This window comes from Amycolatopsis sp. NPDC003676, from assembly GCF_053587275.1.
This window is the reverse complement of sequence record NZ_JBSFNS010000019.1, coordinates 40,626-63,969: the sequence shown is the minus strand read 5'-3', so window position 1 is coordinate 63,969 and position 23,344 is coordinate 40,626. Positions and strand designations below refer to the sequence as shown.

Here is a 23,344-nt window from a genome sequence, read left to right as displayed (position 1 = left end):
AAGGAGCAGAGCGTGGCTCTCATCGAGCAGGTAGGCGCGCGCGAGATTCTCGATTCGCGCGGGAACCCGACCGTCGAGGTGGAGGTGGCGCTCGACGACGGCACCCTGGCCAGGGCCGCGGTCCCGTCCGGCGCGTCGACCGGCGAGCACGAAGCGGTCGAGCTGCGCGACGGGGACACCGGCCGCTACAACGGCAAGGGCGTGGAGCGCGCGGTCGCCGCGGTGCTCGACGAGATCGGGCCGGACCTGGTCGGCGTCGAAGCGGTCGACCAGCGGATCGTCGACCAGAAGCTGGTGGACCTCGACGGCACGCCGGCGAAGTCGCGGCTGGGCGCGAACGCCATTCTCGGTGTCTCGCTCGCCGTCGCGAAGGCCGCCGCGGAATCGGCCGAGCTGGAGCTGTTCCGCTACCTGGGCGGGCCGAACGCGCACGTGCTGCCGGTGCCGATGCTGAACATCCTCAACGGCGGCGCGCACGCCGACACCGACGTCGACATCCAGGAATTCATGATCGCGCCGATCGGCGCGGAGTCGTTCCGCGAGGCGCTGCGCTGGGGCACCGAGGTGTACCACGCGCTGAAGTCCGTGCTGAAGGGTCGCGGCCTGTCCACCGGCCTCGGCGACGAGGGCGGTTTCGCGCCGAGCCTCGCCAACAACCGCGAGGCGCTCGACCTGATCCTCGCCGCGATCGAGAAGGCCGGCTACGCGCCGGGCCGCGACGTCGCGCTCGCGCTGGACGTCGCCGCGACCGAGTTCTACTCCGATGGCGCGTACACCTTCGAGGGCTCGAAGCGCAGCGCGGAGCAGATGTCCGCGTACTACGGCGAACTGCTGCGCGACTACCCGCTGGTCTCCATCGAGGACCCGCTGAGCGAGGACGACTGGGACGGCTGGGTCCAGCTGACCTCCGAGATCGGCGACAAGGTCCAGCTCGTCGGCGACGACCTGTTCGTCACCAACCCGGACCGGCTCGAGGAGGGCATCACCCGCCGCGCGGCGAACGCGCTGCTGGTGAAGGTCAACCAGATCGGCACCCTGTCCGAGACGCTGGACGCGGTGTCGCTGGCCACGTCGTACGGCTACAAGTCGATGATGAGCCACCGGTCCGGCGAGACCGAGGACACCTTCATCGCCGACCTCGCGGTCGCCACCGGCGTCGGCCAGATCAAGACCGGAGCCCCGGCGCGCGGCGAGCGGATCGCGAAGTACAACCAGCTCCTGCGCATCGAGGAAACCCTCGCGGACGCCGCGCGCTACGCCGGCGACCTCGCCTTCCCGCGGTTCAGCGCGGAGGCCTGAGGGGCACATGGCCGACCGGGGGAGGGCGCGCGGCCGTCGCGGCGGCCGGGCCGCGGGAAGCGGGTCCAGCAGGGCCCGCCGTCCCGCATCGGCCCGGCGCCGCACCGGCGCGGGCACGACGGAGACGACCAGGGCCCGGCTACGCCGCGGCCTCGCGGCGAAGCGCGCCTCCGGTGCGGCCAAAGTGCTCGGCATGTCGACCACCCGGCGCGCCGCCGTGGTGGCGATCGTGGTGTGCGCGCTGGCCTTCACCGTCGCAGTCCCGTTGCGCACCTACCTTTCCCAGCGTTCCGAGGTCCGCGACCAGGAAGCGCAGCTGGCCCAGCTCCAGCACGAGGTCGCCCAGCTGCGCGACCGCAAGGCCCAGCTGAGCGATCCGGCCCAGATCGAGGCGGAAGCCCGTCGTCGGCTCCGGTACGTGAAGCCTGGCGAGACCCCGTGGATGGTCCAGTTGCCTGAGGATCAGCCTGGTTCGCCGACGGCTGCTCAGCCTGGGCAGCAACCTGCTCCGCAGGCGCCTTGGTACGAGAACCTTTGGGCGCAGGTTTCCGGGGGTTGAGGTTTCCCGGGTAGTGGGTTGTTCGCTGGGTTGTTGGGCGGGCGAGGTTCCTGGCTGGGCGGGCCTTGGTGGTCGGGCAGGAGTTCGGCCGAGTGAGGCTGACGGCTGGGGCGGATCATGGCCGAGCAGCATCGTCGGCCGCGCGAGGTTCCTGGTTGGGCGAGCTTGGTGGTCGGTCGGGATCTTCGCTGGGGCTGCTGGCTGGAGTCGTTGGCCGAGTGCGATGGTCGGGTTGCGTGAGGTTCCTGGTCGTGTGGGCTTGCTGGTCAGGCGGAATTTCAGCCGGGCAGGCTGATGGCTGGGCCGGTCCATTGGCCTAGCGGGACTGGTCGGTTGCGTCCAGCCGGGATCTCGGCTCGGTGGTGCTGGTGGCTGGGGCGGATCATTGGCCGAGCAGGATCGTCGGCTGCGTGAGGTTCCTAGCCAGTCGGGTCCTCCGTTCGGTAAGGCTGGCGGCTGGGCGGGGTCGTCGGCTGCGTGGGGTTCCTGGTCGGGGTAGGGCGCTGCTGGGCGAGGTTGCTGGCTGAGCGAGTGTCTTGTCCGGCGGGGTTGCCGACCGGGTGCGGTTGCGGCGGCTCGTGCCGGTGATTCTTGGTTGGGCTTGAGGCGGCTCCTCGAGGTCGTGAGTTTCGGTGGTTCTCGGCTGGGCGGCCGAGTCTTCGTGATGCGGTCCTTGGGTTTTCTTTCATTTCGGTGCCTTGATTTCGCGGCGAAGCTTCGGCTGCCATCCACGTTAACCACAGCGCAAGGGCCCCGGAGGCGGCTGCGGCGAGTTGTCCACACGGTGTGCGGGTTGTGGACAACTCGGCCGTTTCGGCGGAGGTCGCGAGGGGTCGGGCGGGCGGCGGCATTAGCCTGGAGAGCGTGAACAGCAGCACGGAGACACCCCGATTCGAGCCCGTCACCGATGCCGACCGGGAGGTCATCGCGCAGCAGCTCGGACGGCCGCCGCGGGCGTTGCGGGCGGTGGCCGCGCGGTGTCCTAGCGGGCATCCTTCGGTGGTCCAGACCAGTCCGCGGTTGGAGAACGGGACGCCGTTCCCGACGTTGTATTACTTGACCTGCCCGCGGCTGACGTCGATGGTGGGCACGCTGGAAGCGTCCGGCGTGATGAAGGAGATGACGGAACGGCTCACCACCGATCCCGAACTCGCGGCGACTTACCAGCGCACGCACGAGACGTACCTCGCCGAGCGGGACGCCATCGAGTCGCTCGGGACTCAGGTGACCGCGGGCGGGATGCCCGGGCGGGTGAAATGCCTGCACGTCCACCTCGCGCACACGCTCGCGGCCGGCCCGGGGGTGAACCCGTTCGGCGACGAGACCCTCGCCTGGGTCCGCGAACAGGGCTGGCCGACGGGCGACTGCGCCGGGTAACGCTCCGGTCTCGGGCGCGGATAGGCACAGCAGAGGCCGGTGCCCGCCTGGGTGGGAATGCTTCGCGGCGCGCACCGGAGCTGCACACCGAGCAGGCGAGCCTGGGTGCACCGCCGGGCGCGCCGGGGAGGGGCGGAAAGTGCGGGTGCCACGGAGATTTCGGCGATCGGTGCGCGCTGATGCGTCTCCTGATGCGGAGGCTCGGGCCGAAGCGGCGGCGGATGGTGCGGGTGCGGGAGTTGCCGGTGGTGTGTTGGGTGCTGGCGACGAGGCAGTCGGTGACGCGGCGGTCGGTGAGTCCAGTGCGGGCCGTGGGGCGGTTGGTGACGGTGAGGTTGTCGATGCGGCCGGTGACCGGGCCGCGGATGGGATCGCTGCTGTCGGCGGGGAGGTCGGCGAGCGCGGGTTCGCCGAGGTGCTCGATGGCGGTGCTGACGGGATCGTTGCGGGCGGTGATGCAGCTCGCGGTGCCGAAAGCGCTGGCGGCGAAGTAATTCGCGACTCGGCGGTTGGCGGCTTCAGCGCCGATGGCGGGGCGGTCAGTGACGGGGCCGTGGACGGGATCGCGGCTGGTGCCGAGGCCAGTCTTGACGGCGAGGTTGTCGATGCCATCGCCGACGGGACTGCTACCGGCGGGGAGGTCGGCGAGCGCGGGGTTGCTGCGGTAGCTGATGGCAGGACCGCTGGTGGTGATCTAGTGCGCGGCGACGAGATCGGTGAAGGTGGCACCGATGGCGAAACCGTCAGCGCGACAGTCAATAGAGACCACGTCGATGAGGCGGCGGCTGACGTAGCGGCCGAAGACGGCGAAACCGCCTCTGGTTCGGCTGAAACCAAGAAGAGAACTGCCGTGTTGGTCGGGCCGCCGCTGGATCGGTCTCGGTGGGTGCGGGTTCGGGTGCGGCGGGGGCGTTATCGGGCTCGGAGGGCGGCTTCGCGGCATCGGACGGTGGTCGCCGTGCTCGCGGGGGTTCTCGGGGTGCTTCCGGCGGTCGTCGGTGCTGGGGTCGTCGTCGGGTGGGCCGGGCGGATGCCGGTGGTGCATACGGCGGACGTTATGCCTGATCAGGGATATGACCCGGGGATTCGCGGCGTCTCGGTCGACGGGCGGTTGCCTGACGCGCCGGTGCCGGTTCCGCTGCCTGCGTATGACCTTCCGGACGGGCCGCTCGGGATTCCGGCGACCGCGCTGGCCGCGTATCGGCATGCGGCCGAAGTCCTCGGGAAAGAGCAGCCGGGGTGCCATATCGACTGGGCGCTCGTCGCGAGCATCGGGCGGATCGAGTCGGATCACGCGCGGGGCGGGTACGTTGACGCTGCTGGGACGACGCTTCAACCGATCCTCGGGCCGCAGCTCAACGGGACTGGGCCGTACGCGGCGATTCCGGACACTGATCACGGCGTGCTCGACCACGACCCGGTTTGGGATCGTGCGGTTGGGCCGTTTCAGTTCATTCCGGCGACCTGGCGGATCTACGCGGCGGACGGCAACGGTGACGGCAAGGCCGACCCCGGCAATCTCTTCGATGCCTCGCTCGCGGCGGCTCGTTATCTGTGCTCCGGCGGGCTTGATCTGGCCAATCCGGACCAGTTGAGGACTGCGATCTACCGCTACAACAACTCCGACGCGTACGTCACCACGGTCATTCTTTGGGCGGAGGCATACCGGAAGGGCGTCGCGCAGGTGCCGGACAGTCCGGTTCCGGTTGGGGTGCCCGGGCCGACGACGTCCAGTGTCGCGCCGACGGCGAATGGGCCGCGGCCGCCGCAAGTGGGGACCTCGTTGCCCCCGGTTTCTACGGGGGCGCCGTCGGTGACGCCTACCGGGACGACGCTGCCGGGCAGTTCGTCCGGGTCTCCGTCGGGCAGTCCGAGTGAAACGCCGACCAGTTCGACGTGCGGATCCACCACCACGACCACGACTACGGCGACTACGGCACCGACGGAGACCTGCACCTCGTCGAGCAGCAGCCAGGCGAGCAGCGGGACGTCGGCTGCCGGCTAACCCGCGAAACCAGCGAAACCGGGCGACGCGATCTCCTCCGGTAGCCTCGCTTACATCATTACAAAGCAGGGGAGCCGATGAGTCTGCGTCAGTTCGAGTACGCCTTGGCGGTCGCCGAGGCGGGGTCGGTGACCGCCGCGGCTGAGCTGCTTCACGTCGCTCAGCCGTCCGTTTCGCAGCAGATCCGGGGGCTTGAGCGGGAACTCGGCGTGCAACTTTTCTCCCGCACGCCCAGCGGGCTGGTGCCGACCGTCGTGGGGCGGGCGTTTCTCAAGGACGCTGAAGTCGCCGTAAGGGCGGCGCGGCGGGCGCAGGCGACCGCGCGTGCGGGCGCGGACGAGTTGGCCGGCGAGTTGCTCGTCGCGGCGCAGATGGGGTTGGGGACTCGGCAGTTGCCGGGTGCGTTGGCTGCCTTGCGAAAAAAGTTTCCGCGGTTGGCGGTGACCGTTTTCGAGGAGCCGAATCCTGCGGAGCTGGAGCAACTGGCGCGGCGTGGGGTGCTGGATCTCGCGTTGCTCGGGTCGGCGTGTGATGAAGGGCTGTACGAGGGGCATCACCTCGGCGACGAGGAGTTCGTGGTTGTCCTCGGAACCGGGCATCGGTTGCTCAAGAAAGACCGGATTGCGTTGCGGGAGTTGGCAGAAGAGCAGTGGATCCGGTTCGATCCGGATAGCGCGCTCGACGGTCACTTGACAGAAGTGTTGCGCGACAACGGTTTGGCGCCGACGGCGGTCGCACGGGTGTCGCAGACGTCGACGGCGGTGCGGTGGGCCGCGCACGGGCTGGGCGTGACGCTTGTTCCGGCGTCGGCGGTGCCGGAGGGGCATGAGCACCTCGTGCGGCCGGTGTTTCCGGTCGTGGCCCAGCCCGTCGTCGCGGCGGTGCGGCCCGGGGCTGGGCCCGCGGAGATGGCGTTGCTCGAGTTTCTGCGGCAGGAAGCCTGGTCCGAAGCCCCGGCCGCCTGAAGCGTCAGAGTTGCGTGTCGCCTCCGTCTACGACCAGTTCGATGCCGGTGGTGAAGGTGGCGTCGAAGGCCAGGAAGGCGACGGCACGGGCGATTTCGACAGGGGTGCCCAGCCGTTTCATCGGGTTCGCCGCGGCGCGGGCGGCCTTGAACTGTGCGGCCTCCTCGGCCGACATGCCGGCTTCCAGGATCTCGGTGTCGATGGGGCCAGGGCTGAGCGCGTTCACCCGGATGCCGCGCGGGAGCAGTTCGGCGGCGAGGGTTCGGGCCATCGATCGCAGGGCGGCTTTGCCCGCGGAGTAGACGCTGGTTTCGGCAAGGCCCATGACGTTCGCGGTCGAGGTGGTCAGGACGACGCCCGCCCCGGAACGCAGCAGGGGCGCGAGCTTCTGAACGGTGAAGTACGCGCCCTTGACGTTCACCGCGAACTGTTCGTCGAACTGCTCCTCGGTGACTGACTCGAACGGTGCCGTCCGAGCGATCCCGGCGTTGACGAACAGGGCGTCGACCGGGCCGGGGACCTGGGCCGCCAGCGCGTCCAGATCGGAGAGCGACGCCACATCGCCGCGGACGGCTGTCGCGCGGTCACCGAGTTGGGTCAAAGCGGCGTCGAGGCGGGGCTGCGAACGGCCGGTGATGATTACGCGAGCGCCGCCGTCGGCGAATAGTTTCGCGGTGGCGAAACCCATTCCGGTGCTGCCGCCGGTGACGACGACAGTTTTGTCCTGATAAGCATTCATCGCGGGTATTCGCCTCCGTCGACGGCCAGACCGCTTCCGGTCAGCCAGTTCGCTTGGTCGGACAACAGGAAGAGCACGGCGTTGGCGATGTCGTCAGGGTCGCCGTCCCGGCCCAGCGGGACGCCGGGGAGAGCAAAACCGGGCATCAGGGTCGCCCACTGCTCGCGCGTGGCGACGCCGCCGGGGGTGGCGGTCCGGCCAGGGGACACGGTGTTGACGCGGACACCGGAGGGCGCTAGTTCGGCGGCCAGGCCTTGGCTGTACGCCTCCAGTGCGGTTTTCGCGGCGACGTAGTGCAGGAAGGGCGGGAACGGCGGACGGATCGCGGCGGTGGAGATGTGCACGATCGAGCCCGATCCCCGCTCCCGCATGCCAGGGGCCAGCAGTGCGTCCAAGCGGACGGCGGCCAGGAGGTTCACCGACAACGCGTCCTGCCATTCGTCGTCGGGGATCTCCAGCGCGCTGGGGTGCGGACGCGCGCCGCCCGCGTTGTGGACCAGCAGGTCGACGCCGCCGAGGACCTCCTGTGCGGCGGAGGCGACCGTCTGGGCGCCGGCCTGGGTGCGGACGTCGGCCTCGACGAAGGACGCGCCTTCCGGCACCGGGCCGGCCGACCGGGCGGTGGTGAGCACCGTCGCGCCCGCGGCCAGCAATTGCGCCACGATCGCCGCGCCGATTCCGCGGGAACCGCCGGTGACCACTGCGCGCTTTCCCGCTATCCCGTAATCGGGCATGCCAATAAACCTCTCGATAAAAGAAGAAGAAAACCGCCGCGAAACGAAATGCGGCGAACACGTCGACCGTACGGCCGGAAAAGCGGAAAAGGCAAAGACCAAATGTCGGTGAGGGGGCATAGGACCCGCCTATGCCCGCCTCGTCTGCGAAGCGCCGCGGACCAAGTAAAGTCGGAGGCATGCCTCGGGTAGCTGCGATCGACTGTGGGACCAACTCCATCCGTCTGCTCGTCGCCGAGTTGACGCCGCGCCACGACGGCACGGTCGACCTGCGCGACCTGCACCGCGAGATGCGCATCGTGCGGCTCGGTCAGGGCGTCGACGCCACGGGCCGGCTCGCGCCGGAAGCGCTCGAGCGCACCCGCGCGGCGCTCGCGGACTACACCGTCGCCGCGCGGCGCAAGGGCGTCGAGAAGGTGCGCATGGTCGCCACCTCGGCGACGCGCGACGCGAGCAACCGCGACGAGTTCTTCGCGATGACCCGCGAGACGCTCGGCGTCGAGGCCGAGGTGATCAGCGGCGACGAGGAAGCCCGGCTGTCCTTCACCGGCGCGGTCGGCGAGCAGGACCCCGACGACGGGCCGTTCGTGGTCGTCGACGTCGGCGGCGGCTCCACCGAACTCGTGCTCGGCACCTGGAACGGCCGCGAGGCCGAGGTGATCGCCGCGAAATCCGTCGACATCGGCTGCGTCCGGATCACCGAGCGCGCGCTGAAGGGCGACCCGCCGACCGCCGACGAGGTCTCCGCCGCCCGCGAGCTGGCCCGCGGCATCCTCGCCGAGGCCTTCGACGTCGTGGACGTCGCGAAGGCCCGCACCTGGATCGGCGTGGCAGGCACCGTGACCACGTTGTCAGCGGTTTCGCTGGGGCTGCCCGAGTACGACTCCGAGCGCATTCACCTGTCGAAACTGAGCCACGGCGAGATCGACCGGGTCGCGCAGGAGCTCCTCGCGGCCGACCGCGAGACCCGCGCCGCGAACCCGGTGATCCACCCCGGCCGGGTCGACGTGATCGGCGGCGGCGCGGTCGTCGTGCAGGTGCTCGCCGAGGAACTCGCCGCGCGCGGTGGTCCGGACCAGCTGGTCGTCAGCGAGCACGACATCCTGGACGGGATCGCTTTGGCGCTCGCCTGAACGCTCCGCGATGCCCCGGTGACCACGCGCTCATCCCGCGTCCGAACCCGTACCAAAATGACCGAACGTCATCTACCTCACTTCGTTGTGGGCTGACTGGGTGACGGTTGTCGTTGTTATTCATGTGCAACCCGGTGATCCGGTTACGAAGGGCCGATCACGCTAGCCTCCATCTCGCTATTCGGACGCTAGAAACGGAGGGGACATGCGGGGTTCATCCAGGCTCTGGAGCGCGGCCGCTGTCGTGACAACCTTGTCACTGCTCCTGACTGCCTGTGGGGGCGGCGGATCCAGCAGTGGCTCGTCAGGCGAAGCCGACCCGAACGGGACATTCACCGTCTACGGCACGGAACCGCAGAACACGCTGATCCCCACGAACACCAACGAACTCGGCGGTTCCAAGGCCGTCGACCCGATGTTCTCCGGACTCGTGGCGTACAAGGGCGAAAACGGCGAGCCGTACAACTTGATGGCGGAGTCGATCACCACGACCGATTCCAAGGTCTTCGACATCAAGATCAAGCACGGCTGGAAGTTCCACGACGGCACCGAGGTCAAGGCGAAGAACTTCGTCGACGCCTGGAACTACGGGGCCAACTCCGCGAACGGCCAGATCAACAGCACGTTCTTCGAGAACATCCAGGGCTACTCCGACGTCCACCCCGCCGACAAGGCGGCGAAGCCGACCACGGACAAGATGTCCGGCCTGGTCGTGAAGGGCGACTACGAGTTCCAGGTGACGCTGGAAGCGCCGTTCTCCGTTTTCACCACCAAGATCGGCTACACCGCGTTCGCGCCGCTGCCGGACTCCTTCTTCAAGGACCCCGCTGCGTTCGCGAAGCACCCCATCGGCAACGGCCCGATGAAGTTCGTCAGCCGCACGCCGAACGTCGAGATCAAGCTGACCCGGTTCGACGACTACCAGGGTCCGGACAAGGTCAAGTTCAAGGACCTCGACGACAAGATCTACGCCAGCCAGGAAACCGCGTACCAGGACCTGCTGAGCAACAAGCTCGACTTCATCGAGACGCTGCCGCCGTCCGCGCTCACCGCGGACAAGTACAAGACCGACCTCAAGGACAACCTGGTCACCGGGCACCTGCTGGGGATCAGCACGATCGCGGTCCCGTACTACGTGCAGGGCTACAACAACCTCGACCTGCGCCGGGCCATCTCGATGGCGATCGACCGCGCGCAGATCACCAAGACGGTCATGCACGACACCTACGTGCCGGCCGACGGCTATGTCTCGCAGGGCATTCCGGGCTACCGGCCGGGCGTGTGCGGCGAGTACTGCAAGTTCGACCCGGCGAAGGCGAAGGAACTCTTCGCGAAGTCCGGGTTCAAGGGCAAGCTCACCATCGCCTCGAACGCCGACGGCGGCCGCAAGGAGCCGCTGGTGGCCGCGTGCAACAGCATCAAGAACACCCTCGGCGTCGAATGCGATTTCGTTCCGGCGACCGACTTCGGCCAGTGGCGCAGCATCGTGACCGGGCACAAGCTGACCGGCATGGGCCGTTCCGACTGGGCCGCGGACTATCCGTCCATTGAGGACTTCCTCAACCCGCTCTACCGGACCGGGGCGTCGTCGAACGACTCGACGTACTCCAACCCGCAGGTCGACGCTCTGCTGAAGCAGGCCGACTCGACGGCGGACAAGGACGCTGCGGTGAAGCTGTACCAGCAGGCCGAGGACCTGATCGCGAAGGACCTGCCCTCGATCCCGGTGTGGGACGAGAAGGGCGTCGCGGCCAAGTCGAAGCACACCAAGACCGTGGTTCTCGACTTCCGCCGCCGCGCGGACTACTCCTCGGTCGAGGTCCTCAAGAAGTGATGCGCTGACTCGTCCGTTCCCACCACGCGGCTCGTGAGTGTCCGCGCAGGCCACAAGCCGGCGCGGGCACTCGCGGGCCCGGCGCGCACTCCTAGGAACCACGCATGATTCGTTACATCCTGCGTCGTCTGCTGCAGTTGATCCCGGTGTTCTTCGGCACCACGTTCCTGATCTACGCACTGGTGTGGGCCGTGCCAGGGGACCCGTTCTCCGGCAAATGCGGTCAGCAAGCCTGCCCGCAGGCCTACATCGACCTGATGACCGAGAAGTTCCACCTGAACGACAATCTGTTCGTCCAGTACTTCAAATACCTCGGGAGCCTGTTCAGCGGCGACTGGGGCGAGACGTTCAACGGCTCCTCGGTCGGCGAACTGATCTCCACCTCATACCCGATCACGCTGCGCCTCGCGCTCGTCGCGGTGCTCATCGAAGCCATCATCGGCCTCACCGCCGGCGTGCTGACCGGCTTGCGCGGCAAGGGTTTCCTCGACAACCTGGTGCTGGTCTCGACCACATTCCTGATCTCGCTGCCGGTGTTCGTCACCGCGATCGTGCTGCAGATCGTGCTCGGCGTGAACCTCGGCATCATCGACGCCAGCGTTTCCGACGATCCGAGTTTCGGCGAGCTGATCGTGCCGGGCATCGCGCTCGGCAGCCTTTCGATGGCTTATGTCGCACGGTTGACGAGAACGTCGATCGCGGAGAACCGGCACGCCGACTACATCCGCACCGCCATCGCCAAGGGACAGCCCAACAGCCGCGTCATCGGCATCCATTTGCTGCGCAACTCGGTGATCCCGGTGCTGACGTTCCTCGGCACCGACCTCGGTTCGCTCATGGGCGGTGCGATCGTGACCGAGGGCGTGTTCAACATCAACGGTCTCGGCGGGCTGATTTTCCGCGGCCTCCAGAACCGGGAAAGCGCGACGGTCGTCGGCGTCGTCGTGCTGCTGGTGCTGGTGTATCTGCTGATGAGCCTGATCGTGGACCTGCTCTACGCCGTTCTCGACCCGAGGATCCGTTATGACTGACCCGAATCTCGTCGGCGGCGGAGGAGTCGACGCGGCACAGCTGTCGCATGTGGACAGCTCGGCCGACGCCGGACCGAAGAAGCCGCGCAGTCTGTGGGGCGACGCGTGGCGGCAGCTGCGCCGCAAGCCGACGTTCGTCATCTCCGGGCTGATCATCCTGCTGATCGTGCTGATCGCGATCGCGCCGGGGCTGTTCTCGCACCGCGACGCCGGCTACAGCGATTTGACGCACGCCAACGAAGGCCCGTCCGCGGACGCCTGGTTCGGCTACGACAACCAGGGTTACGACGTATACGCGCGGACCATTTACGGGGCCAGGGCTTCGCTGCTGGTCGGGGTTTTCGCGACGCTGCTCACTGTCCTTTTCGGATCGTTGATCGGCATCGTCGCGGGCTACTACGGCCGCCTCATCGACAGCCTGCTTTCCCGGCTCGGCGACGTTTTCGCCGGACTTCCGTTCGTGCTCGGCGCGATCGTCATCCTCACCACGTTCAACGCGCCGGGCACGAATCCCGGACAGGTCACCATCATCGTGCAGGTGGTGTGCTCGATCGCGGTGCTGACCTGGCCGGTGGCGATGCGCATCATGCGGTCCGCGACACTGGTGGCCAAACAGCTGGACTACGTGAAGGCGGCCCGCGCGCTCGGGGCCAGCACGCCGCGGATCGTGTTCCGGCACCTGCTGCCGAACACGATCGCGCCGGTGCTCGTGTACGCCACGATCGCGCTCGGCGCGGCCATCGGAGCCGAGGCGACGCTGGCGTACCTCGGCATCGGAGTGCGGCCGCCGGTGGTGTCGTGGGGCGTCATGATCAGCGACGCCCGCGACTATTTCCGCGCGGTCCCGCACATGCTCCTGTTCCCCGGTGCGTTCGTCACCGTCACCGTGCTCGCGTTCGTGATGCTCGGCGACGGTATCCGCGACGCGCTCGACCCGAAGTCGAGGTAGCCGCGATGTCCACAGTGTCCAATGCGCCCAGTCCGGCGGCCGAGAACGAGCTGCTGCTCGAAGTCGAAGACCTGCACGTGGAATTCCGCACTTCCGACGGCGTGGCCAACGTGCTCAACGGCGTCGGTTATTCGGTGCACGCCGGGGAAACCCTTGCCGTGCTTGGCGAATCGGGTTCCGGCAAGAGCGTCACGGCGCAGACCATCATGGGAATTCTCGACACTCCGCCGGGCGTGATCACCAGTGGGTCGATCCGTTATCGCGGCGAGGATCTGCTCACCGCGTCGGACGACCGGCGGCGGCAGGTGCGTGGTGCGGAGATCGCGATGATCTTCCAGGACGCGCTCTCGGCGCTGAACCCGGTGTTCACCGTCGGGTTCCAGATCGAGGAACAGCTGCGGGTCCGGCTGGGAATGTCCAAAAAGGACGCGCGCAAGCGGGCGATCGAACTGCTCGACCTGGTGCGGATCCCGGCGGCGGCACGGCGGGTGAAGGACTATCCGCACCAGTTCTCCGGCGGGATGCGGCAGCGCGCGATGATCGCGATGTCCCTTGCCCTCGACCCGGATCTGCTCATCGCGGACGAGCCGACGACCGCGCTGGACGTGACCGTGCAGGCGCAGATCATGGACCTGCTCGCGGACATCCAGCGAGAACGGCGGATGGGGCTCGTCCTCATCACGCACGACCTCGGCGTGGTCGCGGAGGTCGCGGACCGGATCGCGGTGATGTACGCCGGGCGGATCGTGGAACAGGCCGACGTGCGGGAATTGTTCAGCTCGCCGGGGCATCCCTACACCGCCGCGCTGATGGATTCGCTTCCCAGGCTGGACCTCAAAGGACAGACCTTGGAGACGATCAAGGGCCTGCCGCCGAGCCTGCTCGACATTCCGGCTGGCTGCCCGTTCCATCCGCGGTGCAAACGGGCCGAGCAACGGTGCCGCGACGAGCGGCCGTCCTCGCACGCGCTCGGGTTCGGCCGGGTCAGTGCGTGTCACTTCGCCGAGGAGGTGGTGGAGAGCCGTGGGTGAGCCGATTCTCAGCGTCCGCGATCTGGTCAAGCACTTCCCGGTGCGCGACGGAGTGCTGTTCAAGCGGACCATCGCACACGTGAAGGCCGTCGACGGCGTGTCCTTCGACCTGCAGCCCGGTGAAACCCTTGGGGTGGTCGGCGAATCCGGCTGCGGCAAGTCGACGCTCGCCCAGGTGCTGATGCGCCTGGAGGAGCCGACCAGCGGGGCGGCGACGTTCGAGGGCCGCGATCTGTTCAAGCTGCGCGGCGCGGAACTGCGGCGGATGCGCCGGGAGATCCAGATCGTGCTGCAGGACCCGTACACGTCGCTGAATCCGCGGATGACCGTCGGCGACATCGTCGGCGAGCCGTTCGAGATCCACACCGACGTCGCGCCGAAGGGTTCGCGGGCGAAGAAGGTGCAGGAGCTGCTGGAGGTGGTCGGGCTCAATCCCGAGCACGTGAACCGGTATCCGCACCAGTTCTCCGGCGGGCAGCGGCAGCGCATCGGCATCGCGCGGGCGCTGGCGTTGCGGCCCAAGGTGATCATCTGCGACGAGCCGGTGTCCGCTTTGGACGTTTCGATCCAGGCGCAGGTGATGAACCTGCTCGGGGAACTGCAGGGCGAGTTCGGACTGTCCTATGTGTTCATCGCGCACGACCTTTCGGTGGTGCGGCATCTGTCCACCCGGGTCGCGGTGATGTACCTGGGCAAGATCGTCGAAATCGGCACCGAGGACGAGATTTACGAGCGACCGTCCCATCCGTACACCCAGGCGCTGCTGTCGGCGGTGCCGGTCGCGGACCCGGCGGTGCGCGGGCAGCGGCAGGTGATCCGGCTGGAAGGCGATGTGCCGAGCCCGATCGATCCGCCGTCCGGCTGTCGTTTTCGCACGCGGTGCTGGAAGGCCGCGGACATTTGCGCGACCGAGGTTCCGAAGCTGGAACCCCGGACGGACGGGCATCTGTCGGCTTGTCACTTCGCCGAGGTGAAGTCGGTGGTTCCGTAACCAGGCGATTCCTCCGGTTTGCCGATTGCCGCACGCAGTGTCCGCTATGTACGTTGCATTGTCGGTTTTCGTGAGGAGGACTCGTGAAAAGACCCAGATTGCTCGCTGTGGCACTCGCGGTGCCATTGTTCGGTGCGGTGTCCGTCGTCGCCCTTCCGGCGGCGACGGCCCAACCGGCCGGACCGTTGACGGAATTCAGCGTCCTGGCGCGGGACGGCCAGAGTGTCGCCGCCGCGCAGCAGGCCGTGCGCGACGCCGGCGGCACGATCGTTGCCACCAACACCGCCGTCGGGCTCATCACCGCCACCGCGCCCGCTACTGGCTTCACTGAGCGGGTTTCGGCCAACCGTGCGGTATTCGGTGCGGCGAAGGCAAAAGCGATTGGCAGCGCGCCGAAGGCGGGCAAGAAGGAGAAGCCGGACGCGGTCGAGAAGGAAGGCCGCGGCAGTGTGTCGCGCAAAGCCGCGGCGAACAAGGCGGTCGGCACCGATCCGCTGGACGACCAGCTCTGGGGCCTCAAATCGACCCGCTCCGACCTCGCGCGCACTAAGCAGGCGGGCGACAAACGGGTGAAGGTCGGCATCATCGACACTGGCGTCGACGGCAGTCATCCGGACATCGCGCCGAACTTCGACAAGACCGATTCGCGCAACTTCACCAAGGACATCGTCGCGGACGTCAACGGCACCGTAGTCGACGGACCGTGCGAGTTCCGCGGCTGCGTCGACCCGGTGGACCACGACGACAACGGCCACGGCACGCACGTCGCGGGCACGATCGCCGCGGCTGCCAACGGATTCGGCGTGTCCGGCGTGGCGCCGAACGTGACGCTGGTGAACGTCCGAGCAGGTCAGGATTCCGGGTATTTCTTCCTGCAGCCGACGGTCGACGCACTGACCTATTCCGGCGACGCGGGCATCGACGTCGTCAACATGAGCTTCTACGTCGACCCGTGGCTGTACAACTGCCGCTCGAACCCGGCGGATTCCGCTGCGGAACAAGCGGAACAGCGCACGATCATCGAAGCGACCACGCGGGCGTTGAACTACGCGCACCGCAAGGGCGTGACGATGGTGGTCGCGCTCGGCAACCAGCACGACGAGCTTGCCGCGCCGCACGATGACGTCACGAGCCCGGACTACCCGGCGAACGGGACGCATCCGCGCAAGATCGACAATGCTTCGTGCTTCTCGCTGCCGGTCGAAGGCCCGCACACCATCGGTGTCGGCTCATTCGGTCCGACGCAGGCGAAGGCGGACTACTCGAACTACGGCACTGAGCAGATTTCCGTTTCCGCGCCTGGCGGCTACTTCCGCGACGGATACGGCACGCCTTGGTATCGGACGGTCGAGAACGAAATCCTTTCTACGTACCCGCGCAATGTGGGGGTGGCGGCCGGAAACATCGACGCGGCAGGCAATGTGACCCCGGCCGGGGTCGCGCTCGGCGTGCAGAAGGCTACGGCGGCGGACGGCCGCGTCGGCTATTACCAATGGCTGCAAGGGACTTCGATGGCCACTCCACATGCGACTGGTGTCGTGGCGCTGATCATTTCCCAGTACGGCAAGAAGACCGGGCATTCGGTCTCGATGGATCCGGACGCGGTGCAGCGAGTACTGGAAGGCACGGCGGCACCGATCGCGTGCCCGGTGCCGAGGACTGTCGACTATCTCAAGGAGGGCCGGGACGCTTCGTTCACGGCGACCTGCTTGGGTGACGCGTCGTTCAACGGGTTCTACGGACATGGTTCGGTGGACGCTTATGCCGCGGTGACGCGGGGTTCGGCGTTCCTGCGCTGAACGAGCGGCGGTGGGGCGGGTGTTCCGCCCCACCGCCTGTTTCAGTACTGCCGCAGCCGTTCCATGATCTTGTCGGCTGCCTGTTGTTGTTGCGGGGTAAGCGATCGAATTGCTTCCGCGCCGCAGAATTTGTCGGTCGCCGGACGGACGCCGTGCACGAGATAGTCGACGACGGCGTTGAAGCCGCAGCTGTTCAGATACGGGAGGCCGACGCCGTGTCCGCCTTGGTCCACAGTGACCATTCGCGCCCGCTTGCCGAATGCTTCGCGGGTGTCCTGCGCGCCGGAGAGCGGCGTTGCCGGGTCACGCATGTTCTGGACCAGCAGCAGGTTGGACGGTCCCTGGTCGCTGAATCGCACCGCCGGTTCGCTTGGCTGATACGGCCAGGCGGCACACGGCCAGACGTTCGCTGTCGCGCCGCCGAGCATCGGGTACGCGACCCGGTCGTGCGCGACGTTGCGCTGGTAAGTCGAAATCTGCCGGGGCCACGCGTGATCCCCGCACACGACCGAAAGCATCGTGGTCACCTGGCTCTGGATCGGGCCGGTCGTGCTCGGCAGTGAATCGTCTGGCGGTGCTTGGTCGGTGAGGAATGCCTGCCAGAGTTGCGCCAGCCGGGGGAACGCCGAGGTCTGGTAGATCAGGCTGTGCGTCGCCGAGCGGAAGAGCGAACCGTCGAATCCTCCGGTGGGATGCCGGTCGAGTTTGTCCGCGAGCTTGAAGAAATTCGCGGTGACTTCGGCGGGAGTGGCTCCGAGCCCGTAGCTCGAATCGCGTGCGGCGGCCCATTTGGCGAAGTCCGGGAAGCGGTCCTGCATTCCTTCGGCGAAACGACGGGACGCGGTGATGTCGTAGCCGTCCGGCCCGAGAATGCTGTCGAGCACGACGCGGTCAGTCCGGTCTGGGAACAGCGAGGCGTAGACCCCGCCGAGGTAAGTGCCGTAGGACAGACCGAAATAGGAGATCTTGGCATCGCCGAGTGCGGTGCGGATCTGGTCCATGTCACGCGCGGTGTTCGCGGTGGTGATGTACGGCAGGATAGCCGCTGACGTCGAAGTGGCGCATTGCCGCGAAATCTGCTTGGCGGATACGGCGGCCGCCGTGACTTCGGCTGGGTTGTGCGCGTAGTTCGGCACGATGGTGAGGAGTTGTTCCGGTTTCAGGTCGCAGCTCACCGGGCTGCTGTGGACGACTCCTCGCGGGTCGAAGCCGATCAGATCGTATTCGGCGAGCAGGCTCGCCGGCAGTCCGAGCTGGGCCATTTCCAGCGGGAACGTGAGGCCGGTGCCACCCGGGCCGCCTGGGTTGAACAGTAGGACTCCGCGTCGTTTCGCCGGGTGGCTGCTGGGCAGCCGGGAGATTTCGACGGTGATCTTCTTGCCGTCCGGATTCCGGTAGTCGAGCGGTACTTCGAGCGACGCGCACTGCAGTTGCGGAGACGCGACGTCGGCCGGGCACTTGCCCCAGTTCACCGCGGGTCTAGCGGATGCGGCGGACGCCGGAACCGCCGTCGCGGTCAACGCGACGGCGGCCAGTACGACGAGCAATTGCTTTCGCACGGTGTTCCTTCCTGTTTCGAGAGCGGACTCGGGAAACCAGAGGGAACGGGCAAACGACGGTGGGGCGGGAAGCCCGCCCCACCGCCGATCATCGTCCCACCCATCGTCCGTTTCAGAATTGCCGCAGCTGGTCCATCACCTTGCTGGCGGCCTGTTGCTGCTGCGTGTTCAGCGATCGCGTGGCGTTCGCTTCGGCGCCGCAGTACTTGTCGGCGTCCGGCCGGGTTCCGTTCACCAGGTAGCTGGTGACAGCACCGAAACCGCAGCTGTTCAGGTACGGGAGGCCTACGCCGTGTCCGCCCTGGTCCACAGTGACCAGACGAGCCCGGTCGCCGAACGCCTCGCGGGTCTCCAGCGCACCGGACAGCGGCGTCGCCGGGTCGCGCAGGTTCTGCACCAGCAACAGGTTCGACGGACCCTGGTCGCTGAACTGCACTGGCGGTTCGAGCGGCTGGGTGGCCCAGTGCGCACACGGCCAGACGTTCGCCGTCGAGCCGCCGATCATCGGGTAAGCGGCCCGGTCCTCCGCGACGTTGCGCTGATACGTCGAAATCGTCCGCGGCCAAGCGTTGTCGCCGCACAGCACCGAAATCATGGTGGCCCGCTGGCTCTGCTCCGGACCCGTGGCCGGCAGCCGCATCGAGCCCGCCGGAGGCGCCTGGTTGTTGAGCAGGGCCTGCCACGCCTGTGCCAGCACGGGGAAGGCCAGCGTCTGATAGGTCAGGCTGTGCGTGCCCAGCCGGAAGGTGGAGCCGTCGACTCCCCAGGCGGGCTGCTCGTCGAGCCGGTCCGCGAGCTTCGAGAAAGTGGCGGTGACTTCGGCGGGAGTGGCGCCGAGACCGTAGATCGAATTGCGTACGGCCGCCCATTTCGCGAAGTCGGGGAAGCGGTCTTGCATTCCCTCACCGAAACGCCGTGCCGTGGTGACATCGACGCCGGTCGGTCCGACGACGCTGTCGAGCACGACGCGGTCGGTCTGGTCGGGGAACAGCGAGGCGTACACCGCGCCGAGGTAGGTGCCGTACGACAGGCCGAAGTAGGAGATCTTGGACTCGCCGAGCGCTGCCCGGATCTGGTCCATGTCCCGAGCGGTGTTCGCGGTCGTAATGTACGGCAGGATCGCCGCCGAGGCCGAAGCCGCGCACTGCTGTGCGATTTGCTTCGCGGCCTCCGACGCCTGGACGACTTCTTGGTGATCGTGCGCGTACTTCGGGACGAGAGAAAGCTGTTCTGGCTTCAGGTCGCAGCTCACCGGGCTGCTGTGGTCGACCCCGCGAGGGTCGAAGCCGATCAGGTCGTATTCGGCGAGCACGCTCGACGGGACTCCGAGCCGCGCCCACGTCAGCGGGAAGGCGAGGCCGAGACCGCCGGGGCCGCCCGGGTTGAACAGCAGCACCCCGCGCCGTTTGGCGGCGTCGGTGCTGGGCAGGCGGGAGACTTCGATGCTGATCTTCTTCCCGTCCGGTGCCCGGTAGTCGAGCGGCACTTCGAGCGACGCGCACTGGAGCATCGGGGAAGCGACGTCGGCCGGGCACGCGCCCCAGTTCATCGAGGGCTTCGATGGGGTCGCGTACGCCGGAACGGCGGTCGTCGTCAGGGCGACGGCCGCCAGTACGACGAGCAATTGTTTTCGCACTGTTTTCCATCCTTAGCCGAGATCACGCGAACTCAGGAAACTGAAGGGAAAGTGCACGAAACAGAGCTGTTCGCGGACATCGCGGCCCGGCCGCCGGTCGGGGCCGACTTCCGGCCGCGCTGCCGCGGACACGTCGACGATCGAGAGCGCCGTCGACGTTACCGCAGTTCCCTCGGCATCGGAAGGGGTTTCAGCGGCGCGGTTCCCAGCGGAATAGTCGGGTCGCCAGGGTGACGCTGAGAATCAGCCACGCCGCGATCGGGCCGAGCAGCACAAGCGAGTCGGTGACCGAGGCTCCGCCATTCCAGGAATTCAGCACGAGTTCGGTGGCCGCCCCGCCGGGGAGAAGGCGTTTCAGGAGGGAAAGCTGTTCCGTTCCGGTGATTCCGATCCAACTCGCGACCGCGAGGACGGCGAGGGTGATCGGCAGCGTGGTGACCTGGGCGTGCTCCGGGGAGTTGGTGAGACCGGCGGTGGCCAGGCCCAGGGCGAGCATCATGGCGACGGTCGCGACGACCGCGACCACCAGCAGCAGCGGGTTTTTCGGCAGGCCGGTGACCGCGCCGAGCACGGCGAGGATGACGGCGACCTGGATCGTGGTGATCACCGTGATCGGCAGGAGCAGGCCGACGAGAATGCCGGAGTCGCTCGCCGCGGTGGAACGCAATCGCTTGAGGAACAGGTTCTGCCGCCGGGCCGCGAGCGTGGTGACGGTGGTCGTGTAGAGGCCGATCGCGGTGATGAAGGAAAGCGTCAGCGCCGCGATATAGCCGAGGCTGCCGAGTTTCGCGAAGGTTTCGTGCCGGGAGATGAAGAAAGCGCTGAAGGCGACGGGCAGGATCAGCGAGGTGACCAGTACTAGCCGATTTCGGAAAAGCTGGATCAGTTCGCCGCGGGCGATTGAGAACATAGCAAAGCCTTTCGGTGATTACGCGGTGCCGATGGCGCGGAAGACGTCGTCGAGGCGGGTCGGGCCAGCCTCCAATTCGGCCAGTTCCAGTGCGCTGTCTTGTGCCCAGCCGAGCAACGTGTGCAGGTCTTTCTGCAGGCCGAAAGTTTCGATGAGGAACCGGCCGTCCTCCTCGCGGGTCGCTTGCAGCGGCGGCGTAGGCGCGTGCGGCGGCAGTCCGAAGCGGATGGTCGCGGGCAGTGTCCGGGTCAGTTCGGCGACGGTGCCTTCGCGGTTGAGCGTGCCCTGGTGCATCAGGCCGATGCGGTCGGCGCGCTGCTGTGCTTCCTCGAGGTAATGCGTGGTGAGGACGATGGTGGTGCCGTCCTCGCGGAGCCGGTCCACCGCGGTCCACAGCGCGTCGCGCGATTGGATGTCCAGACCGGTGGTCGGCTCGTCGAGGAAGACCAGGTCCGGCGTTCCGTACACGGCGGTCGCGAAGTCCAGCCGGCGCTTTTCGCCGCCGGAGAGCTGCGAGACCCTTGTCGTGGCTTTGCGCGTGAGGCCGGTGATGCCGAGCAGCCGTTCGACGTTGTCGCCGCGCTGGGTCAGGCTGCCGATCAGCCGGATCGACTCGCGCACGGTCAGGTCCGGCGAGAAGCCGCTTTCCTGCAGCATGATCCCCATCCTCGGCCGGACGGCGGCGCGGTCGCGCGGGTCCTTCCCGAACACCCGCACGGTCCCTGAGCTGGGCGGCCGGTGGCCCTCGACGGTCTCCAGCGTCGAGGTCTTCCCCGCGCCGTTCGTGCCGAGCAGCGCGTACAGTTCGCCGCGGGCGACCTGGAACGACAGGTCGCGCACGGCCTGGAAATCGCCGTAGGTGAGGTTCAGCCGGTCGACGTCGATGACTGGGGTCGTGGACATGCTCCGATTCCAGCCGGTTCTCCCTGGTCCGGAGTAGTGCGGCCACGTCAGCCGAAAACATGACGCTGCGTCACTGGTGGGCCGTCGGCGGCTGCGGCATGCTGGGCCGAACCGCCCGGCCGAACCTGGAGCACCATGACCGAGATCCGCCTGCCGCGGCCCCGCCGGATGTCCTGGTCCGGCGACGCGGTCCAGTACCGGCTGCGGCGGCTCAACCTCGTCACGGTGATGCCGCCGCTGCTGGTGGTCGGGGTGCTGCTGCTGGTCCTCTCGTCGAAGACCTGGTGGCACGTCGTCATCCAGGTGATCGGGCTGCTGGCCGCGACCGCCACCGCCGAACGCTGGACCGCGGGCGACTTCGTCCGCACCGCGCGCCCGAGCCTGGTGCTGACCGCGTTCGTCTGGTTCGCCGGTGCGCTGAGCAACAGCCCCATGGCGTTCTACGGGCTGAGCATGGTCGGGTCGTTCCTCATCCCGCCGCTGCCGCGGCACCGGTTCGCCGCGCTGGTCGGACTCGCCGTGCTGACCAGCGCGATCGGCTCGACCAATTTGCTGCTGCACCACGACCGTCTCGGCACGCGGGTGCTGGCCTACGTGGTGGCTCCGGCGATCGGCTCGGCGCTGTCGACGCTGCTGATGTTCGCCAGCCAGCGGCTCTACGACCTCGTCGCGGAGCTCGAAGAGTCGCGCGAGAAGGAGGCGGAGCTGGCGGTGGTCCGGGAACGCGTGCGGTTCGCCAGCGAGCTGCACGACATCCAGGGCCACACGCTGCACGTGGTGAAACTGAAGGTCGCGCTCGCGGAGAAGCTGCTGCACCGGGATCTCGAACGGGCACAGGAGGAATTGCGCGAGGTGCACACCCTGGTCGGCGACACCATCGTGCAGACCAAGGAACTCGCTTACGCCCAGCGTCGGCTCAATCTGTCCGCGGAACTGGAGAACGCGAAGAACCTCTTCGAGGCAGCGGGAATCCACGTCCGGATCGATCGGCGGGCGGTCGTCCACGCGGGAGTGGACGAGCTGCTCGGCCAGGTGCTGCGCGAGACCACCACGAACATCCTCCGGCACGCACAAGCCCGGCAGGTGCGGATCACCTTGACCGAAGCGGGGATCAGCGTCGTCAACGACGGCGTCGCGGACGATGCCGTGTTGGTGCTGAGCGGACTGTCCACTTTGGCGGATCGGCTGGCGGATCAGGGCGGAGAATTGACGGTGGAGCAGAAGGACGGCCGGTTCGTGACGGCCGCGGCCTTCCCGGAGAAGGTGTCGCGATGACGACGGTGGTGCTTGCCGACGACGAAGCCCTGCTCCGCAAGGCGATGGCCGCGCTGCTGCCGATGGAAGGCGAGATCACCGTGGTCGCCGAGGCGGAAGACGGCGAGGCGGCGGTGCGGGCCACTGTGGAGCATCGGCCGGACGTGCTGGTGATCGACCTTGAGATGCCCACTGTGGACGGACTGGGCGCGGTCGCGCGGATCCGGCGGGAACGGCCGGAGCAGGTGATCCTGATGCTGACCCGGCACGCGCGGCCAGGAGTGCTGCGCAAGGCGTTGAAGCTCGGCGTGCAGGGATTCGTGAGCAAATCGGCGGAACCGGCGCACATCGCGTCGGTGATCGCGACGCTGGACGAGGGCAAACGCTGGATCGACCCGGACGTCTCGGCGCTCGCGGTAGTGGACGATTGTCCGTTGACCGTGCGGGAAATCGACGTGCTGCGGGCGACGCGGGAGGGGTATTCGGTCGCCGATATCGCCGCGCAGCTGCATCTGGCGGAGGGGACTGTGCGCAATTACCTGTCGAACGCGATGCAGAAGACGCAAACGCGGACACGGCACGAGGCGGCGCGGTACGCGCGGGAGCACGACTGGCTGTGAGCACCGGTCCGGCGCT

The 23,344-nt window shown here is 67.7% G+C and carries 21 protein-coding genes; 15 read left to right on the top strand and 6 right to left on the bottom strand.

The window, feature by feature from the left end; genetic code table 11:
• The first annotated feature begins 12 nt into the window (after positions 1-12).
• The 6 genes from eno to ACWDNU_RS14995 all read left to right on the top strand — a co-directional run bounded on the left by eno (position 13) and on the right by ACWDNU_RS14995 (position 6,205).
• On the top strand, positions 13-1,299 hold the full coding sequence (gene eno, locus ACWDNU_RS15020; protein ID WP_370934083.1) for a phosphopyruvate hydratase: 1,287 nt from the start codon (positions 13-15) through the stop codon (positions 1,297-1,299).
• A 193-nt stretch (positions 1,300-1,492) separates the two neighbouring features.
• The gene (locus ACWDNU_RS15015; protein WP_078870811.1) at positions 1,493-1,858 is read left to right on the top strand and encodes a septum formation initiator family protein; all 366 of its coding nucleotides are present in this window, start codon (positions 1,493-1,495) and stop codon (positions 1,856-1,858) included.
• Between the two features lie 855 nt (positions 1,859-2,713).
• Positions 2,714-3,235, top strand: coding sequence for a DUF501 domain-containing protein (locus ACWDNU_RS15010; RefSeq protein ID WP_199818177.1), 522 nt, complete (start codon positions 2,714-2,716; stop codon positions 3,233-3,235).
• A 179-nt stretch (positions 3,236-3,414) separates the two neighbouring features.
• On the top strand, positions 3,415-3,729 hold the full coding sequence (locus ACWDNU_RS15005; RefSeq protein ID WP_449669225.1) for a hypothetical protein: 315 nt from the start codon (positions 3,415-3,417) through the stop codon (positions 3,727-3,729).
• Positions 3,730-4,193: 464 nt separating this feature from the next.
• A complete protein-coding gene (locus tag ACWDNU_RS15000) occupies positions 4,194-5,240 on the top strand; it encodes a lytic transglycosylase domain-containing protein (RefSeq protein ID WP_449669224.1) in 1,047 nt (348 codons plus the stop codon).
• Between the two features lie 77 nt (positions 5,241-5,317).
• The gene (locus tag ACWDNU_RS14995) at positions 5,318-6,205 is read left to right on the top strand and encodes a LysR family transcriptional regulator (RefSeq protein WP_449669223.1); all 888 of its coding nucleotides are present in this window, start codon (positions 5,318-5,320) and stop codon (positions 6,203-6,205) included.
• Between the two features lie 4 nt (positions 6,206-6,209).
• Here ACWDNU_RS14995 and ACWDNU_RS14990 read toward each other — a convergent pair whose 3' ends face one another.
• Both ACWDNU_RS14990 and ACWDNU_RS14985 read right to left on the bottom strand, forming a co-directional pair.
• Complete coding sequence (locus tag ACWDNU_RS14990; protein WP_370934086.1) at positions 6,210-6,944, bottom strand: SDR family oxidoreductase; 735 nt, start codon at positions 6,942-6,944, stop codon at positions 6,210-6,212.
• Positions 6,941-7,678, bottom strand: a complete 738-nt coding sequence (locus ACWDNU_RS14985; RefSeq protein WP_449669222.1) for an oxidoreductase — start codon at positions 7,676-7,678, stop codon at positions 6,941-6,943. Before ACWDNU_RS14985 ends, ACWDNU_RS14990 begins: the two co-directional genes overlap by 4 nt.
• Before the next feature lie 179 nt (positions 7,679-7,857).
• On the opposite strand from ACWDNU_RS14985, the gene ACWDNU_RS14980 reads away from it, so the two are divergent.
• From ACWDNU_RS14980 to ACWDNU_RS14950, 7 genes are all read left to right on the top strand, one after another.
• A complete protein-coding gene (locus tag ACWDNU_RS14980) occupies positions 7,858-8,811 on the top strand; it encodes a Ppx/GppA phosphatase family protein (protein ID WP_449669221.1) in 954 nt (317 codons plus the stop codon).
• A gap of 205 nt (positions 8,812-9,016) precedes the next feature.
• Positions 9,017-10,645, top strand: a complete 1,629-nt coding sequence (locus ACWDNU_RS14975) for a peptide ABC transporter substrate-binding protein (RefSeq protein WP_370934089.1) — start codon at positions 9,017-9,019, stop codon at positions 10,643-10,645.
• Between the two features lie 104 nt (positions 10,646-10,749).
• Positions 10,750-11,676 carry an ABC transporter permease gene (locus ACWDNU_RS14970; protein WP_449669220.1) on the top strand — a complete coding sequence of 309 codons (927 nt, stop codon included), beginning with the start codon at positions 10,750-10,752 and terminating at the stop codon, positions 11,674-11,676.
• On the top strand, positions 11,669-12,625 hold the full coding sequence (locus ACWDNU_RS14965; protein WP_449669219.1) for an ABC transporter permease: 957 nt from the start codon (positions 11,669-11,671) through the stop codon (positions 12,623-12,625). The genes ACWDNU_RS14970 and ACWDNU_RS14965 overlap by 8 nt, the downstream gene beginning before the upstream one ends.
• Before the next feature lie 5 nt (positions 12,626-12,630).
• A complete protein-coding gene (locus ACWDNU_RS14960; protein ID WP_449669218.1) occupies positions 12,631-13,656 on the top strand; it encodes an ABC transporter ATP-binding protein in 1,026 nt (341 codons plus the stop codon).
• Positions 13,649-14,647, top strand: a complete 999-nt coding sequence (locus tag ACWDNU_RS14955; protein WP_370934093.1) for an ABC transporter ATP-binding protein — start codon at positions 13,649-13,651, stop codon at positions 14,645-14,647. The genes ACWDNU_RS14960 and ACWDNU_RS14955 overlap by 8 nt, the downstream gene beginning before the upstream one ends.
• 83 nt (positions 14,648-14,730) lie before the next feature.
• Positions 14,731-16,446: a S8 family serine peptidase gene (locus ACWDNU_RS14950; protein WP_449669217.1), complete on the top strand. Its 1,716-nt coding sequence runs from the start codon at positions 14,731-14,733 to the stop codon at positions 16,444-16,446.
• Between the two features lie 41 nt (positions 16,447-16,487).
• On the opposite strand, the gene ACWDNU_RS14945 is transcribed toward ACWDNU_RS14950, so the two are convergent.
• The 4 genes from ACWDNU_RS14945 to ACWDNU_RS14930 form a co-directional block, all read right to left on the bottom strand.
• On the bottom strand, positions 16,488-18,005 hold the full coding sequence (locus ACWDNU_RS14945) for an alpha/beta hydrolase (protein ID WP_449669216.1): 1,518 nt from the start codon (positions 18,003-18,005) through the stop codon (positions 16,488-16,490).
• A gap of 112 nt (positions 18,006-18,117) precedes the next feature.
• Complete coding sequence (locus tag ACWDNU_RS14940) at positions 18,118-19,554, bottom strand: alpha/beta hydrolase (RefSeq protein ID WP_449669259.1); 1,437 nt, start codon at positions 19,552-19,554, stop codon at positions 18,118-18,120.
• A 277-nt stretch (positions 19,555-19,831) separates the two neighbouring features.
• On the bottom strand, positions 19,832-20,551 hold the full coding sequence (locus ACWDNU_RS14935; RefSeq protein WP_449669215.1) for an ABC transporter permease: 720 nt from the start codon (positions 20,549-20,551) through the stop codon (positions 19,832-19,834).
• An 18-nt stretch (positions 20,552-20,569) separates the two neighbouring features.
• Positions 20,570-21,454, bottom strand: a complete 885-nt coding sequence (locus ACWDNU_RS14930; RefSeq protein ID WP_370934097.1) for an ABC transporter ATP-binding protein — start codon at positions 21,452-21,454, stop codon at positions 20,570-20,572.
• Between the two features lie 135 nt (positions 21,455-21,589).
• Between ACWDNU_RS14930 and ACWDNU_RS14925 the strand changes: the two genes are divergently transcribed.
• Positions 21,590-22,729: a sensor histidine kinase gene (locus ACWDNU_RS14925; protein ID WP_449669214.1), complete on the top strand. Its 1,140-nt coding sequence runs from the start codon at positions 21,590-21,592 to the stop codon at positions 22,727-22,729.
• The gene (locus ACWDNU_RS14920; RefSeq protein ID WP_370934099.1) at positions 22,726-23,328 is read left to right on the top strand and encodes a response regulator transcription factor; all 603 of its coding nucleotides are present in this window, start codon (positions 22,726-22,728) and stop codon (positions 23,326-23,328) included. Before ACWDNU_RS14925 ends, ACWDNU_RS14920 begins: the two co-directional genes overlap by 4 nt.
• Positions 23,329-23,344 lie beyond the last annotated feature (16 nt).

Excerpts from the sequence above, each read along its gene's own strand:
- ACWDNU_RS15015 (WP_078870811.1), top strand. The coding sequence starts at position 1,493 with ATGTCGACCACCCGGCGCGCCGCCGTGGTGGCGATCGTGGTGTGCGCG.
- ACWDNU_RS15005 (WP_449669225.1), top strand. The coding sequence starts at position 3,415 with ATGCGTCTCCTGATGCGGAGGCTCGGGCCGAAGCGGCGGCGGATGGTG.
- ACWDNU_RS14995 (WP_449669223.1), top strand. The coding sequence starts at position 5,318 with ATGAGTCTGCGTCAGTTCGAGTACGCCTTGGCGGTCGCCGAGGCGGGG.
- ACWDNU_RS14990 (WP_370934086.1), bottom strand. The coding sequence starts at position 6,944 with ATGAATGCTTATCAGGACAAAACTGTCGTCGTCACCGGCGGCAGCACC.
- ACWDNU_RS14985 (WP_449669222.1), bottom strand. The coding sequence starts at position 7,678 with ATGCCCGATTACGGGATAGCGGGAAAGCGCGCAGTGGTCACCGGCGGT.
- ACWDNU_RS14980 (WP_449669221.1), top strand. The coding sequence starts at position 7,858 with ATGCCTCGGGTAGCTGCGATCGACTGTGGGACCAACTCCATCCGTCTG.
- ACWDNU_RS14975 (WP_370934089.1), top strand. The coding sequence starts at position 9,017 with ATGCGGGGTTCATCCAGGCTCTGGAGCGCGGCCGCTGTCGTGACAACC.
- ACWDNU_RS14970 (WP_449669220.1), top strand. The coding sequence starts at position 10,750 with ATGATTCGTTACATCCTGCGTCGTCTGCTGCAGTTGATCCCGGTGTTC.
- ACWDNU_RS14965 (WP_449669219.1), top strand. The coding sequence starts at position 11,669 with ATGACTGACCCGAATCTCGTCGGCGGCGGAGGAGTCGACGCGGCACAG.
- ACWDNU_RS14960 (WP_449669218.1), top strand. The coding sequence starts at position 12,631 with ATGTCCACAGTGTCCAATGCGCCCAGTCCGGCGGCCGAGAACGAGCTG.
- ACWDNU_RS14940 (WP_449669259.1), bottom strand. The coding sequence starts at position 19,554 with ATGAACTGGGGCGCGTGCCCGGCCGACGTCGCTTCCCCGATGCTCCAG.
- ACWDNU_RS14935 (WP_449669215.1), bottom strand. The coding sequence starts at position 20,551 with ATGTTCTCAATCGCCCGCGGCGAACTGATCCAGCTTTTCCGAAATCGG.
- ACWDNU_RS14930 (WP_370934097.1), bottom strand. The coding sequence starts at position 21,454 with ATGTCCACGACCCCAGTCATCGACGTCGACCGGCTGAACCTCACCTAC.
- ACWDNU_RS14925 (WP_449669214.1), top strand. The coding sequence starts at position 21,590 with ATGACCGAGATCCGCCTGCCGCGGCCCCGCCGGATGTCCTGGTCCGGC.
- ACWDNU_RS14920 (WP_370934099.1), top strand. The coding sequence starts at position 22,726 with ATGACGACGGTGGTGCTTGCCGACGACGAAGCCCTGCTCCGCAAGGCG.